The sequence below is a fragment of the Nostoc sp. ChiQUE02 genome (genome assembly GCF_034531305.2).
Lineage (GTDB): Bacteria > Cyanobacteriota > Cyanobacteriia > Cyanobacteriales > Nostocaceae > Nostoc.
This window is the reverse complement of sequence record NZ_JAVRBN020000044.1, coordinates 15,063-31,208: the sequence shown is the minus strand read 5'-3', so window position 1 is coordinate 31,208 and position 16,146 is coordinate 15,063. Positions and strand designations below refer to the sequence as shown.

11 protein-coding genes are annotated in these 16,146 nt (G+C 41.6%); 3 read left to right on the top strand and 8 right to left on the bottom strand.

The genetic code is table 11. From position 1 onward, the window contains the following. Nucleotides 1-36 precede the first annotated feature (36 nt). The 4 genes from cas10d to cas3 form a co-directional block, all read right to left on the bottom strand. Nucleotides 37-3,327 carry a type I-D CRISPR-associated protein Cas10d/Csc3 gene (gene cas10d / locus RM347_RS29315; protein WP_322719646.1) on the bottom strand — a complete coding sequence of 1,097 codons (3,291 nt, stop codon included), beginning with the start codon at nucleotides 3,325-3,327 and terminating at the stop codon, nucleotides 37-39. A 17-nt stretch (nucleotides 3,328-3,344) separates the two neighbouring features. Then, the gene (locus tag RM347_RS29310; RefSeq protein WP_322719645.1) at nucleotides 3,345-4,364 is read right to left on the bottom strand and encodes a PDDEXK nuclease domain-containing protein; all 1,020 of its coding nucleotides are present in this window, start codon (nucleotides 4,362-4,364) and stop codon (nucleotides 3,345-3,347) included. Nucleotides 4,365-4,542: 178 nt separating this feature from the next. Next, nucleotides 4,543-4,734 carry a hypothetical protein gene (locus RM347_RS29305; protein WP_322719644.1) on the bottom strand — a complete coding sequence of 64 codons (192 nt, stop codon included), beginning with the start codon at nucleotides 4,732-4,734 and terminating at the stop codon, nucleotides 4,543-4,545. A 453-nt stretch (nucleotides 4,735-5,187) separates the two neighbouring features. After that, nucleotides 5,188-7,365 (bottom strand): type I-D CRISPR-associated helicase Cas3', encoded by a 2,178-nt coding sequence (gene cas3 / locus RM347_RS29300; RefSeq protein ID WP_322719643.1) that lies wholly within the window; start codon nucleotides 7,363-7,365, stop codon nucleotides 5,188-5,190. 124 nt (nucleotides 7,366-7,489) lie between these two features. Between cas3 and RM347_RS29295 the strand changes: the two genes are divergently transcribed. Beyond that, the gene (locus RM347_RS29295; protein WP_322719642.1) at nucleotides 7,490-8,356 is read left to right on the top strand and encodes a WYL domain-containing protein; all 867 of its coding nucleotides are present in this window, start codon (nucleotides 7,490-7,492) and stop codon (nucleotides 8,354-8,356) included. Nucleotides 8,357-8,646: 290 nt separating this feature from the next. Here the strand turns inward: RM347_RS29295 and RM347_RS29290 are convergent, their stop codons facing one another. From RM347_RS29290 to RM347_RS29275, 4 genes are all read right to left on the bottom strand, one after another. Continuing rightward, nucleotides 8,647-9,285 carry a histidine phosphatase family protein gene (locus RM347_RS29290; protein WP_322719641.1) on the bottom strand — a complete coding sequence of 213 codons (639 nt, stop codon included), beginning with the start codon at nucleotides 9,283-9,285 and terminating at the stop codon, nucleotides 8,647-8,649. 127 nt (nucleotides 9,286-9,412) lie between these two features. Continuing rightward, nucleotides 9,413-10,276: a fructosamine kinase family protein gene (locus RM347_RS29285; protein WP_322719665.1), complete on the bottom strand. Its 864-nt coding sequence runs from the start codon at nucleotides 10,274-10,276 to the stop codon at nucleotides 9,413-9,415. A gap of 114 nt (nucleotides 10,277-10,390) precedes the next feature. After that, nucleotides 10,391-11,695 (bottom strand): M16 family metallopeptidase, encoded by a 1,305-nt coding sequence (locus RM347_RS29280; protein ID WP_322719640.1) that lies wholly within the window; start codon nucleotides 11,693-11,695, stop codon nucleotides 10,391-10,393. A 373-nt stretch (nucleotides 11,696-12,068) separates the two neighbouring features. Then, a complete protein-coding gene (locus RM347_RS29275; protein ID WP_322719639.1) occupies nucleotides 12,069-13,139 on the bottom strand; it encodes a pentapeptide repeat-containing protein in 1,071 nt (356 codons plus the stop codon). Between the two features lie 404 nt (nucleotides 13,140-13,543). Between RM347_RS29275 and crtD the strand changes: the two genes are divergently transcribed. Both crtD and RM347_RS29265 read left to right on the top strand, forming a co-directional pair. Then, on the top strand, nucleotides 13,544-15,058 hold the full coding sequence (gene crtD / locus RM347_RS29270; RefSeq protein ID WP_322719638.1) for a C-3',4' desaturase CrtD: 1,515 nt from the start codon (nucleotides 13,544-13,546) through the stop codon (nucleotides 15,056-15,058). Between the two features lie 228 nt (nucleotides 15,059-15,286). Continuing rightward, on the top strand, nucleotides 15,287-15,880 hold the full coding sequence (locus RM347_RS29265) for a cytochrome C (RefSeq protein WP_322719637.1): 594 nt from the start codon (nucleotides 15,287-15,289) through the stop codon (nucleotides 15,878-15,880). Nucleotides 15,881-16,146: the final 266 nt, after the last annotated feature.

Genomic DNA, 16,146 nt, shown 5'->3' with positions numbered 1-16,146 from the left:
AATTGTTTACTACTTGTTTACTTCTAGAGGAAGAACTTATTCTGGTTCATTAAGATCATCTATTACAGGAATATTTTCATTTTTTCCTGCATTTTCTTTGTCATCTTCAAGACGATAAAGAAATTCGCAAGTATCACGAATTAAGTTGAGTTGACGACCAGCTAAACGAGCGCGATCGCCTGCAAATGAGTTATCAAATACCTCCACTACAAAATACTTTGCAAAATCGAGAACAGCTTGCCGTTCTTCTTCTCGTTTGCTCATAATCCAGCGTCCTTCAGCAGTAGAAGAATGCACACGATCCATGAGTTTAAAAACTTCTGCTGCAACAGCCACAACTAATGTTTCTCCCTGAAACACACTTGACTCAGCTTTGAGTATAGTTTCAGCCGCAATATCAACTGGTTTCAACACAGCATTAGACTTAGGATTATAACGCTTATTAGCTCGGTAAAATCTGCGGTATAAATCTGTTAATTTCTTAGGATGATTCAGACTTGATGCTTCTCCCACAATTAATTGCTCCATATTAGTGTCATATTTCACATAAGGGTCAAAACAAGGGTAAAAATGATAGGCATAAAGCCGGATTTTTTCAATTCGCGCTGTTTCCGAACCCTGGTTACGCACCCAGCGATTAAGGTAAGAAAAAACGTACAGGGGACTGGTTTCAAAATCTTTAGCCAGTTCTGTAAATCTTCCCCAATTGGCATCGTAACCAGACTTACCTTGTCGCGCATTCACATCTAAATGAATGGCATAAGCGGCGGTAAGCACATTTAAAGGGGCTGGGTATTGGATACCGTTTTCGTTCCAACCTTCGAGGATGTAGTCAAGACGGAAGCGATCGCGCCTTACTAATGCACGGAAAGCATGAGGCGCACTATCAAGGAAAACGCTTTCCTCAAATTCAGCCCCATCATTAAAAGGTGGAATTGGTGACTCTGAAACCACAGTTTTAACATCTAAAATCATCGGGAAAGCAAACGCTAACCAAGTTGGCATTACCCAAGATTCTGTATCGGTGCTATCTCTTCCTGGCGGGAGCGCCATGAAGTAAAATGTTAAAGGCTGGTCTTCAGGATAGGAAAGCTTAAAGGTGCGGTCTTGGTAACGCTGGAGGTTTTCATCAATTAAGAAACTATCTACACTTTGGTAGCGATCGCGCCCCAAATCCGCCTGTAAATCTTTACTGATAAAATGATTGCGAACGCTGGTATCAAAGCGAGTTTGAGCAATACCATTGTATGCTTTCTGCAAAAATTTATTAGTCTCTGGAGTAAAGTAATAAGTAGGATAAAAGTAGAGATAGCGATATTTACCATCTTCAAATCGCTTACCTACAGCTTGAGTTTGATTCATCAAGATTTGCCTTAGCATCATCTCTACACCTGCAATACTGGAGATATTGCGTTTAGCGTTAGAACCTCCTAACATTTGCTTGTTTGTATAAACTTGTGGCGTAAATAAAACTGCTGATTCCATTTGCTCAGTAACCGTGTAAGCAGAATGAGAAATTGAGCAGATTAATTGTTTCCCTCGCCCTGCTTTTTTCGCAGCATTGTAATTGTCTAACTCATTTAGAAATGTTTCAACTTGAGTTTTAACAGATGGCTCTTGATTAGTGCCTGGTAACATCACAACTCGTTTTACCCAAAGCCTTAAATCATCCCAACCATCAGGTAATTCATACTGAGAAATTATCGGAGAAATTAAGGTTGTCAAATAGTTAATGACTTGCTGACAAGGTTCGCGTACATCTTCAATTCCTGGATGATGTTCTAAATATTTCGCCGCCAGATAATACCATTCATAAGGTACTCCTCCCGTATTTCCCTTTAACTTATTTTGTTTGAGACTTTCGTTAATGTGTTGAATTTCTCTAATTTGGGGTAAACATTCTGCTAAATTCCAAAATTCTGCAACTTTGTGAGTTAAATCAAAATCGGGAACTGCTGGCAGCTTTTTATCTTTTTTACGAGCATAATCAACGCGATTAACTGTTTCTTCCCAAATCTTCCGGCTAACTAAATCACCAAACTCTGCTATTTGGTCAATACGGATATCGTCTTCAAATTTGAAATCATAATCAGCAGATAAAACATTTTGTTGCTGAAACTTATTTAGATTTTCGCTGCGACTTTTAGCAACAGAGCCTTTATTAGGGTTTAAGATGCGTAATGTTGCATCTAAGGCTACTTTCATCAAGCCTATGTCATTAAAAAATAAGTTGTAATATTCGGCATATTTCATGCCTTTGCCATCTCTACCAAATCCTGTTTGTCTGAGGCGTAATTGACCTGCACAAAGCAATTTAATACTGTCAACTACACGGTCTGGTAAATGTTCCGGCGAGATAGCTGGAGCATTGCGCGAAGCCAGGTAAATTACACCTGTTGGCAGATATAACAAAGGTTCATAGTAGGTATGTTCATCAGTATTGAGACTAGTATGAGCCTGAATTAAAGCATTATTCACCACATTAGTTAAAACACCACGATTCTCAGCAATACTGTGATAGGTAAATTTCAACTGTCCATCACTGAGGCTGTGGATGATTTCTTTGAGTCTAGGATGTTCTGCGTCCTGAGGATGTTTAACAATTGAGGCGAGAGAATCAGCCAAACAAGTTAAATCAGATAGACTGCGAAGGGTGCGGTCTTTGAGAATAGGATTTAACCCAAATTCAGAAAAATTCCAGTTAGTATCCCAGCGACGTTGAGCATTGTAAGCCATGCACAACAAATCATCTAGATACTCTTGATAAGCTTTAGGATTTTCTGGATTTATAAAGTTATCTAGTCCTAACTGGTGAACTTTTTTATCAATAATTTTACGATGTTCTATTAACGGCAACTTGCGGCAGTTTTCAGGGACATCAGGAAACTTTTCAAAATCATGTAAAATAAAGCCAGCAATTACTAACCTACGCTCTCGCTCTTTCACCACTCGCTGCACTGTGGTATTGAGTTTTTCTAAACGTTTCTCAATTAAATTAGCTGGGAATAATCCATTGAGTAAATGAGTATTCAGTGATTGGTCAGCAGCGTTATCTCGTCTGACTTTAGTTTTCCCTTCAGCTTCTCGCTGCTGGTCAATTTCATCAAAAAACTTACCGCCTTTCGCCGTTACACCAATGGCTATCCGCAACAGATTTGGTAAAACATACTCGGCAAAGTCTGCCATTACCTTATCATCTGGATTTTGAGCTTGAATTGCTTCTCGTAATAACTTGAGTGTTAATAACTCACCTTCAGTTTCAATAGTATGGTCTGAAGAATCACCATCAAAACCAAAATCACCTGATAACCAATCATCATTAGACATTTTCAAACTCCATTTTTTTACTCCACGCCTTCTAGCAACTTGGCAACTTGCTCTGGAGCCGGAAGCTGATTTTTTAGTTCTTGAGGCAACGTAGAAAACAGTTTATAAGTTGCTATACCAATTGGTTTATTCGATTCTCTCAGTGCATACTCAACAATAGTTTTATCCTTGGATTTGCAAAGAATAATTCCGATTGAGAGATTTTCGTCTGGGAATCGAGATAAATCATCTAAAGCCGCCAGATAAAATTGCATTTTTCCCACATACTCAGGTAGGAACTCTCCAGTTTTTAACTCAATCGCAACTAGACATTTTAATTGGCGGTGATACAGCAACAGGTCAATAAAAAATTCTTTATCGCCAACTTCTAAGCGATACTGACTGCCAACAAAAGTAAACCGCCCACCCATTTCTTGTAAGAATGGTTCAACTCTTGCCAAAATCGCCTGTTCTAGCTGTCGTTCACTGTGTTCATCTGCTAGTTCCAAGAAATCAAAAGTATATTCATCTTTGACGGCTAGTTTTAATTGGTTACGGATCTCTGCTGGAACAGTTTTATCAAAGTTAGTCTGATTCAACAGAGTCTTTTCATAGGTTTGATTTTCAATTTGGTGAATCAAAACATTCTTTGTCCAGCCAAATTTACGAGTCATTCTGATATAGAATTCTCGTTCTAGGTCATCTTTGCACTTCTCTACAATGACCAGATTGTGAGTCCATCCAATTTCTCGCACTATTGGTGCGAGTTTTTCATTGTTGACATAAGATTCATAAAAAAGTCTCATCCGCCAGAGATTAGCAGCAGAAAATCCGCTAATTCCTGGAAACTCTGCTTGTAAGTCTTTTGCTAACTGTTCTACTACGGATTTTCCCCAAGTAGCGCCCTGTTGTTGAGTAACAATTATCTGTCCAATGTCCCAGTAGAGGTTAATCATTTCCCGATTAACTGCTTTTAGTGCTTCGTACTGGGCTGAACGAATACGCTGTTTTATTTCCATGAGCAAATCTCTGTAATTGTCTGAAATGGGGTTACTCATACTTAACTCCAATTTATAGAAGTTCCTAAATTCTATTTTTATTAACTTGTTTGTAATTAGATATAAGAATTTCTACTATCTATTAAGGCAGAATGCCTGCCCTAATAGATATTCATAAAGTCTGAAATTAAGGAGATTGGTAAACAAATAAATTATTATTTACTAACTCCTTAACTAACTAAGCAGCCAATTTCATAAACTCAAGAGGAGTAATACAGATTTGCTGCGGGAATAGATTAAGTTCAAGTTGCTCATACTTGCTTGATTGCTGAATCTCTTCAACCAATTCCGGTACATCCTCAGTTACAGAAGGTTGTTCTGAGGTGTAAGGTTGCAGGTCAAAGAGTTCCAACTGAACATAGTTGTCCATCAGTTAGAACCTCCACTTAATTTTTAGGAATGTTTTCTCAAGAAAATGAGATTTAAAAGGTCTTTTATTACGTCAGAACCTCCATTTAGATTTTGGGCTTCTGCTTGCTTCATAAAGAAGCGAAACATTAGTTGGACGGCTGTAATTATCAGTTCAACTACGGGAGAAGCATAGCGTCAGACGGATGCAAGCATCGGTACAACGAATCTCCTTCTCTGTCCTTGTAGGCTGACACCAACAAGTAAAGAATAGCACATGAAAGTTTTCTGACAATAAATTCAAAGACCTTATAAAATTCTTGTGAATTCTCCTATATCATTGAGGGTGGAGAGCGATAAAGTATTGAGCAAACTAGAATCCCTATCAGGGATTGAAATCTCCTTTTCTGCACTTGAAGGCTTACGCCCTCCTACTGTAAATCAGTAACCAAAATCCCTATCAGGGATTGAAACTTCAAGCAACCCATATCTCATCTCCTTTGCTTTTAAACTTATAAGCAAGCGTATCCAGCAGCAGTGCCGAGTGACCAAAAGCGATCGCATAGGGCGCAGTAGCATCATGAAAGCTATACTGATCGCTGATGCCATAAATCTGAAAATTCATCGGTAGCCTTAGCCGCATCCACACTTCAGCAAGAGGACGGCGAATCACGTAACAAACCAAACCTTCCTTTTTTAAGCGTTTGTTAATTTCCCCAACCCAATAGTTGTCAGGTTGCCAAATTTCCACACCAGTCAAAACCTGAACTTTCCAAGCGTCAGCAATTGGCTGCAAGTTTCCAAAATAGGTAAACTTCCAGTTCAGCCGTTCCTCTCGGTAGGAACGCAACTTCATAAATGCTAGACAATGAGCAAATCTGCCTTTGGCTATGGGTTGTCCCGTGCGTTCTGCGGTTTCTTTGAGTGTCCGTATAAATGCCGCTTCCGTCCACATTTCAATTTCTAAATTGCCCAAAATACCCGGTAAATCGTAGGTTTTAAACCTATCTGCCTCGTTTTCTTCCATTAAGTCGTATAAACCACATTGCAAAGGACTTGAACCTCGAAAACTAGCAGCATCCTCAGCAATAGGATTTGCTGATTTACCTGAAAGTGCTTGCCAATCTTTCGCCCATCCTTGAATACGTCCAGCTTGTGACTTCAGACTAGTTTCAAATACTTGTTCACAGGCTTCTTGAAACTTGTCTCGGCTTTGTGCATACTGTTGTTTAATTGTGCGATCGCTCAACTGATAAAACAGCCAAAATGATTGCACAACCCCCCAACGACGATAATAACCACGAAAATCGTTGATTTGTCGATAATTCTCAGTAATTGTATTGTGAAAAAAGGGGCGATCGCAAATACTATTCACTTCTAACGGTGGAGTATCCCCCTTAAACAATCGCTCTACCAAAAAGTTAGGAACTAGAGAAAAAGCTGTAAAATTCTCAAACTTAACTATCTGGCCATCTTTGTCATATTCGTCATGTCTTCCTAAGCGTCCTAAACGTTGGATAAAGTTACCTGCATCGGATGATTCAAAAATTAGAAAATTGATTTTGAAATCAACTCCAACATCAATTGTGCTAGTACCGATAATCAAGTCAGCAGAAAGACTTCGCTCCTTTTCTCCTTTTCCCGATAGCCCTGTATTCTCTCCAACTTTCAAGCCGTAAGGCTGTAATATTTCCCGAAAAAATTGAGTGAGGCGTTTGACTGCTGCAATTGAGTTAAGGATGATTGCGCCTTTACTTCCTGGATACTGCTGAAACTGAGCCAAAATTAAATCACTATTTTCTTTTAGCCAGGTTTCCGAAGCTTTAAACGATGGTTCCAAAGGAATAAAATTCAGCGTAATTGTTCGTGCTACCTGCCTCCAGCCCTGTGTTTGCAGTTGCTGCCCTTGTTCAGGTGTATCAGGGAATTTATATTTTTTTTGTTTTAGAGGATCAATTTCTTTACAACGAAATCCGGCTTTTTCTAATCGCTCAATTAAGTTTGTATCTGGTGTGGCTGAGAGAAACAGAAATTTCTTACGGCGATTGGTACAGCGAATTAACAACATTGTGTTAATCACGCTAGCAATTTGTGGAGCAGCGAAAACGTGAAATTCATCAAAAATAAATAAGTCGAAATCTTTATCAATTCTGCCCCATAACTTATCTGGGCTATCGCCGTGAATTATATAAGCACCTCGATGTAGGTAGTGAAAAATATCAGGGTTAGTTAATAATGCTTCTCTCTGATTAGTGAGAGTTGCGATCGCAGCTCCTTTTTTCAATCCTTCATTTTCAGCATAAATCTCTAAATCAGCCCCACTGAGTCGCACTACACGCGGCTGATTTTTTGGCTGAAATTTCTCAACATATCCTTTAATCTGCGTTTCTTGATCGCGGGCGAGTTCATTGGTTGGGTAAAGTCCGATCGCAGAAAATTCGCCCTGAAGAACTTCTAGGTAAGCCGCTAGACTTTTACCATCGCCAGTCATCGCAGTGTTGAACACGACATCAATATTTGGATCGCGCAACGCTTCTAAAGTTGCGGCTTGATGCCAAGAAAGTAACCAATCTTTAGGCAATTTCACCCCGTCAGGTGTCGGGACGGTTTGCGAGTAAACAGGCTTGAGAGTAATACGATATTTAGATTCCATGCTTTTGTCCGTGTAAAAAATTTGTTTATCCGTATTAAACTTATTTACCTAATATTGCAGACAAAATAAAAAATGACAAGGGCAAAATATAAAATTGTCCGTGTAGGAGGCAAAAGGAGTGCTAATGAGCCGCAAAGGTCAGTCTATTACTTTGTCTATTTCTGACGAAGACAAATCTCAGCTTGAAGCGATCGCCCGTGAGTTAGGTGTGATGCGGGGTGAGCGCCCGAATATTTCTGCATTGGTAGAAGCGATCGCTCGTCAGCAATTTCTAGTTGCCCCAAATAACAACTGGTCAGAAAGCCGTATTCGAGTATTAGCCCAAGCTATCCAAACCTTAACGGATACAGGACAGCTTGAAGAGGCCCAAGTCATTGCTAGTTTGCTCTTAGAACGTAGTGAAGTTTCTCTTCCTCTACGAAAAGAAATAGAACGTTTCTTAAAAACTCCGCCTCCACCTTGGCGGCTGGAAATTGAGCGTTATATCCTTCGTCAGCAACCCTTTCAGATTTCCTACCACGATGCTGCTGATCGCTTTTGGAGCTTCAGTATTCGTTATGCTCAAATTACCTTGCACGAGCGACGACAATATTTAGACTGTTGGTGTGATGAGACGGAAGGTAATCAGGACTTACCAGAACTGATTCATAATTGGTGCTTACGTCTAGACCGCATCCCTGAAGCAGCAATCGTACCAATTGAGGGAGAATGGCACTCAAGTTTAGATCGGATCGAAGTCGAGATGCACTTATTTGCTGGCTTGGCTTTTGCCTATCAAGCTAAACCAGAAGATGATATCAATGAATGGTTATTAGATAAAGCAAGAGTCCGGCGAGTTGTTAGGCGAGTATCTAGTACATTTTGGTTTAGCCGCGAAGTTATGCAATATGCGCCAGATTGTATAGTGATATCGCCGGAGAATGTGCGCGATCGCCTTAAACAAAAACTCCTCACCCTATGCCAGTTATACGATATCGAAACCAGGAGTTAAGTCTTGTGGGATAGGCATCTTGCCTAATATAGGCTAGAACCTATGAGAATAAATCGGTTCGGCAGGGCATAAATCCTCATACCCGATCAAATTAATTTCCTATTTACTGAGGGCTTTGTCAACCCACGCGATCGCCTACCGCGGGCGGTTACGCCATCGCTCTTAAAGCAGGCGAAGCAGCGCCTTCCAGTTAAAAAATAATCCAATTGTAGGGGCGCAAGGCCTTACCGCCCCTATAAATCTAGAAATAATTTGGGATAATTTATTTTTTGCAAGTCCCTAAGAGACTATTATGTTCCCGGACGAGAGCGAATACGATCGGGTATATGATGGCGATCGCCTAATATTTCTAACAAAGGGCCATTAACGTCAAATTTAACCATACTTACCGACGCGACCAAAATATTCACCCGATAGCGATAGCGTCCCAAATCAATTCCCAGTAAACTGCAAAGCATAATCCGAATCGTAGCTTTATGAGAAACTACTAAAACATTACCTTGGGGATGTTTTTCTTGAATTTCAGCAATTACAGGCATAGAACGGTTAGCAATATCTACCGCAGTTTCTCCACCTTTGGGTGCATTCCACGCTGGCTCTGTCACCCATTTTACATAGTTTTCTGCGTAATTCTCTTGAGCAAACGATTTACTCTTAGTTTCCCATTCGCCGTAACTACCTTCTCTAAGTCCGTCACGCAACTGCATATCCATACCGATAGCATCACAAAATGGCTTGGCAGTTGCAATTGTGCGCTTCATTGGGCTAACATAAACCCCTTCCCACTTCAATTGTTGATAAACATCGGCAAAAGCGGATGCCATCTCCATCCCCTCTGTTGTCAACTCCGCATCAGTTTCACCGCAGAAATTACCACTTTGACTAAAAGTAGTTTCTCCATGTCGCAGTAAATATAAATTGAGTGTCATAGCTTGTATCGCGATTGGGATAAAGGAGTTTGTGCAAAAATAAACTACCATTAATCTCGCAATCGAGTCTGTGACACCAGGACAAAGTAATCAACCAAAAAAGCCAATCAACCACAATCCGCATCCCTTATCGTAAAATCTGGTCAATCATCCTATTGGCTTGCGAATCGTAACTACTCCCAAATAAATTGAAGTGATTCAAAATGTGATAGAGGTTATAAAGCGTTTTTCTCTGCTCATAGCCTGCATCTAACGGAAACACCTCGTTGTAACCTTTATAAAACGCTGCTGGGAACCCACCAAACAATTCTGTCATGGCGATATCAACTTCTCTATCTGCAAAATAAGTTGCTGGATCAAATATCACTGGTTCTCCCGACGCAGTACACCCAGCATTTCCGCCCCATAAATCGCCATGTACCAACGAAGGTTGCACCTGATGATCCGCCAATAGTTCAGGAATCGCCGCTAATAACTTATCTTCTTTAGGGAAATTACCTCCCCGCCGCCTTGCCAACTGAAATTGATAATCCAGGCGATGTTTAATATAAAATTCTGCCCAGTCTGCTGTCCAAGTATTGATTTGGGGTGTGAAACCAATAGTATTGTTAATTTTCCAACCAAATCCTTGACTGCTGCTAGCTTTATGCATTGTCGCCAACTTGCGCCCCATCTCTTCCGACGAATTGCTGTTACCGCTACTAAGTTCCAACCATTCCAGGACGATGTAGCTAGAATTATCAGCAGTACCCCAGCAAATTGGTTTGGGGACGCGAATACTAGCTGTTGCCAGCATTTGCTCTAAACCCAACGCTTCAGCTTCAAACATCGCAACTTGGAAGGCTTGGTTAAGTTTGACGAAGTAGGTTATCTCACCATTAGAGACAGCATAACCTTGGTTGATACAGCCGCCACCAACCGATCGCCGTTGCTGACTCTGAAATTTTTCGCCAGTCACCTGGCTAATATGCGCGTCGATTTGAGTCCACATCATGCAATTTTGGATTTTGGATTTTAGATTTTGGATTAGTAACTGGGCATTGGATACTGGTTATTAATTATTTTCCTCTTCGCCATGCTCAATGCCCCATTCCCCATACTTAATTTACGGCTTGAGGACAACTACACCATAAGCATCTGGAGATAGATACTCTTTGGCTGCTTGCATCAAGTCTGTTGTATGTTGGCTCTGAATTATCGCTGGGTAGTTAAAGGCGGGTTCCAAATCTCCCACCAAAGATTGATAATAACCATACAACCCAGAGCGATCGCTTGGTGTTTCGTTACCAAATATAAATCTGTTAGCTACTCGTCGCTGCACACGAGCAATTTCTGATTCTGTGACCAACTCTGTTTGTATTTTGCCAATGTGTTGAGCGATCGCATCCTCTACAACTGGTAAATTTTCCACTGCACATTTAGCTGAAATATAAAATATCCCTTGCAGCTGATTGCTCATGTTGCTCACAGAAATTGAAGAAACCAATCCCCGTTCTTCCCGTAAATCCCTCACCAGTCTTGATGTCCGTCCGTGTCCCAAAATTCCTGCTAAAACATCCAGTCCATAGGTGCGATCTAACTGCGTCATTCCTGGAACTCGCCAAACCATCACTAGTCTTGCTTGTTGCAGACTTTCATCGATAAATTCTCGACGGACAATTTCTGTAAATGGTGACTCAGGGCTGAGTGAGGAGTGGGCAGAGACGCGATTAATCGCGTCTGTACTGGGGAGTGGGGAGTGCTGAGTTTTAGTCGCTTTTGTAAATCCTTCAGCAACAGTTGCGATTAGTTCTTCCACGGGCAAATTGCCCACAGCTACAGCAGTAATTGACTGGGGTTGATACCAATTAGTATGAAAATCTCGCATCTGTTGGGGTTTAAGTTCGGCAATCACCGATTCTGGCCCCAATACCGCACGGCGATAGGGTAGCTGATCAAAGGCTGTTTCCATCGCCCGCCGAAATGTCCGCCGTTGGGGATTATCCTCTGAACGCTTAATTTCTTCCAAAACTACCAATCGCTCACGTTCAAAGGCATCATCAGGAATACTCGCATTAGATACTACATCTATTTGTAGTGGCGCAAGATCAGCAAAATCTTTGGGCGCAGTGGTTATATAGTAATGAGTATAGTCCTGGCTAGTAGCGGCATTGGTAACAGCACCCCGCTCTTCTATTCGACGTTCAAATTCGCCGCTAGCTAGTCGTTCTGTTCCCTTAAAAATCATGTGTTCTAAAAAGTGAGCCATACCGTTAATGGCATCAGGTTCTACAGCGGAGCCAACTTTAATCCACAAATTGAGGTTTACGGCTTCAACTGGCATTTGCTCGGCAATGATTGTCAAACCATTGGGCAAGTGGTGCAGCGTCGGAGCATTAAGACGGGGAAATTTCCGCAGGGTTGAGGTCATTGCTACTTGTGTGTGAGGAGCGATGTTACTCCTTTATCTTATCTGCGACTTAAAATAAGCACTGCGATCGCTTCTCTACCAGAGGCTCCGCCAACGCGAACGCCTACCGTAGGATGCCTGAAGGGCTGTAGGGCGAACGCATCAAGAAGAGAACCCAAAGAAGAATTTTCCCATATCGGGGTAGTGTAACGGAAACTGCGACCAGGGGCAAATTAAACTGTTTAGTTTAGAGACATGACGATTTTATTGGTATGAACACTCTGAGAAAAGTAGCGAATTTTCTATCGGAGTTGGCACAGTGACCACTTTTAACACAGAACGCTGAGAAATTTAGAAGCAATTGGGAGCGGAACGTAAGGGTATTATTCCGACTCTATGTAATAACAGAACTTTGACACAGCGGTTCTGTTGACACTGGTTCGGGTGCGTCTGGCAGTTTTGGCAAGTAGTTAGCTTCAATTCCAGATTGCTTAAGCTGTTCTGGACATTCGTATTTTTTGCCGTTTGGTAGAGTAGCGTTAGTCAAGTTGGCACCGCTGAGGTCAGCACCGCTTAAGTCAGCACCGCTGAGGTCGGCATCGCTGAGGTCGGCATCGCTCAAGTTAGCATTTCTCAGGTCGGCATAGCTCAAGTTGGCACTGTTCAGTTTGACATTTGTTAAGTTGGCATCTCTTAGGATGGCATATTTTAGGCAGGCATTTAGTAAGAAGCGATCGCTGAGGTTAGCATTTTTCAAATTTGCACAGTATAGTTTTATTCCGCTATCAACAAATTCTAATGAAGCTTTCTGGTCATCACTCAGGTTAACATTTTGATTTGGATCGCTATAGGAGCAAAAAGCTTCTGGGTCAATATTTTTGATAGCTGGGCGCAATGATGCGAACTCCCTTTTTATTTTCTTTGTAATGCGCTCATCGCTCAAACTCAAGTCGGCGTTGCTCAAGTTTGCATAACCCAAATTAGCACCTTTTAGCTTGACATTACTCAGGTTTGCATAACTTAAGTCAGCCAACTCCAAGTCCAACTCACTTACAAGCTCCGTATCGCTTAAAAAGCGAATAACACGCCCTTTACGTTCCCCATCTTTATCTAGTCTTCGTAGTACTGACAACGTACATGCGCGTGCTACATCTAGTGCTGCATCTAGCATGGAGTAGTCAGGGTCTGTAGTTTCTAATTTTTGATTAATCAATATTTTCAATTTTTTATCAATTAATAGCTCCGATATATGCTTAAAGTAAGCCAGCAAAGCTTCTTCACGTGAAATAGTATCATCCTGTTCTTTTTCACTACGCTGAAACTGATATAGCACAATCGGAATTGCAAGTGTACCAGCCAGTCCCAACCAGTCCCAAAGTGTTTTGGCTGATTGAAAATGCTCAGTTGTCTCTGTGAGATCGATGATTTTTCCATCTTTGGGATTTACTACTTTCTTTGTAGTCACTGATATATTCAAGTCTGATCCAAACCCCGCCCCATCAATTCGATATAGAATCGCAATAACTCCAACAATAGCAAGTCCTATTAGTAATTTGTGCTTTTTTGCAAGCCAGCCCTGCTTCTTCTTATCTTGCGTCTTTTCTGTTTTCATAGTGGATAACCACAGAAATACATAGTTATATTCATTCTTAAAGTCTCTAATTTCCGACGGATAACAAAATTCAGTACTTTGTATAAAGTCACTCTAATATATACGGTTTAGTTTTCACTTGGTTGCAGCTTCCGTAACACTGCCCGTGTCCCCACATCACCGTATGCTGACTACTTTCTTTAACGATGAATTCATTAATGTCGATAACGCTGTAAAATTATGAATAGCAATGTTAAGAATTATAAAAATAAATATCAATGTCCAGCACTTCTATTGACAAAAGTAAATCTCGTGTAGTGGTCATTGGTGCAGGAATAGGTGGACTGACTGCTGGAGCATTATTAGCTCATAGAGGTTACAGCATCCTCATTCTAGACCAAGCCCTTGTACCAGGAGGCTGTGCTTCGACGTTTAAACGTCAGGGATTTACCTTTGATGTAGGAGCAACTCAAGTTGCAGGCTTAGAACCAGGGGGAATTCACCACCGCATTTTCTCAGAATTGGAAATAGATTTACCAGAAGCAACACCTTGCGATCCTGCTTGTGCAGTGTATTTACCTGGGGAAAGTACACCAATTAATGTTTGGCGCGACCAAGAGAAATGGCAAGAGGAACAGCAAAAACAATTTCCTGGTAGCGAACCCTTTTGGCAGTTGATGGCAACTTTATTCGATGCCAGTTGGGAATTTCAAGGACGCGATCCGGTTCTACCGCCGCGTAATTTATGGGATTTGTGGCAGCTAACTCAGGCGGTGCGTCCCAGTACATTAATTACCGTACCCTTCACTTTGTTTACAGTCGGAGATGCTTTACGGTTATGTGGACTGGGTAATAACCGACGACTAAGAACTTTTTTAGATTTGCAACTGAAGTTGTATTCCCAAGTAAATGCAGAAGAAACAGCATTACTTTACGCCGCCACAGCGTTGAGTGTATCCCAACTGCCCCAAGGATTGTTTCACCTCCAGGGAAGTATGCAAGTATTAAGCGATCGCTTGGTACAATCCCTAGAAAGAGATGGCGGCAAATTATTGATGCGCCACACTGTAGAAAAAATCAAAGTAGAAAACGGCAAAGCCAGTGCTGTTGTCATTAGAAATCAGAAAACTGGCGAAGTCTGGACAGAAACAGCCGACCACATAGTTAGCAACGTCACTGTGCAAAACTTGGTGCAGTTATTGGGAGAACAAGCGCCATCTGGTTATAAAAACAGAGTGGAAAAACTACCCCAAGCATCGGGTGCTTTTGTGGTGTATTTGGGTGTAGACGCCAGTGCTATTCCGCCTGGATGTCCTCCCCATCTCCAATTTCTGTACGATGCTGATGGCCCGATTGGCGAGAATAATTCCCTATTTGTTTCCGTCAGTCATCCTGGAGACGGTCGCGCACCGGAGGGGAAAGCAACAATTATCGCTTCTTCATTTGTCGATCCTGCACAGTGGTGGCAGACTGATGATTATGAAGGGCTAAAACAAAAGTTTACCCAAGAAGCGATCGCTCGTCTTGCTGAATACTTTTATCTCAAACCAGAAACTATTATTTATCAAGAAGCGGCAACACCCCGCACATTTGCCCATTTCACAGGGCGCGATCGCGGTATAGTCGGTGGCATAGGTCAAAGAATACCCACTTTTGGCCCCTTTGGCTTTGCCAATCGCACACCCATCCAGCATCTGTGGTTAGTTGGTGACTCTACCCATCCAGGTGAAGGTACTGCTGGGGTGAGTTATTCAGCGCTAACGGTAGTCAGGCAAATTAATTCACAAATTTAATATTTTGTCAAGTTAGTTTTGAGGGTTTGTAGTAAACACTAAAGTGCTTAGAAAATTAAGACTTTACTGTTATGCATGTTAGAGAGATGTAGATGCAGAGAGGCTTGCCAATAGGCATCGCTATATTGCTTGCCGAAAATACTTACGCACAATCTGAAACACTTCTAATACTGCGTAAGTCTTATGATTAGCACAAGCGCTACTTCTAAATATCTGGGAATGTGAGGAATGTCAATTTTTGTTAAGCGCAAATCCCGCAATGGCGAAAAGCGATCGCTATTAGGCAATCGCCAAGTGCTACAGCAAAACGCCGAACGTGAATTCAAACGCCAATTTTTCGGTTTACTTTTGGTAATTGTAACGTGGAGTTTAGCTATGGGCTGGCTTTTAGCCTTGGCAACTAACGCCCAGAGTGCTACTCCTACCGCTGAAATTGGCACAGTTGACGTAGTGCCTGCACAGTACCAACTGGGGCAAGAACTGTATTTGGAAAACTGCTCCACATGCCACATCGGCTTACCACCAGCAGTTTTACCCACCCAAACTTGGAAAAATCTCTTGCAAGACTCCCAGCACTACGGCGCACAACTCAAGCCTTTAGTCGATCCACCGCGCATCTTGGTGTGGAAATATCTTTCAACTTTTTCCCGTGTCCAGCTAGATGACGAAGAAACACCCTATCGCCTTAACGACTCACGTTATTTCAAAGCTTTGCATCCAGGAGTTAAGTTACCACGTCCCGTCCAGCTTGGCAGTTGTGTCAGCTGTCATCCCAGTGCTAGTGATTACAATTTCCGCCGCCTGACACCAGAGTGGAAGTGAATTAGGAGTGAGAAGTTAGGAGTTAAAAAATTCATAACTCTTAACTCATAACTCCTCACTTTATTCCCCCACCCCTTCTCTGGCCCCATCTGGGGGCAAAATGATACTATGAAGAAAGACTAAATATAAGATAAGAGTTAAAACCAATCATTTAGTAAACTGATTGTCTAGTTTTTCTCCTGTTTTTGAGTTAATTCTCCTTTCACACCCATCCATGACCAAGACGGTTGGGCTGGGTTAAATGTTTATAATCAATGCCAACCCTT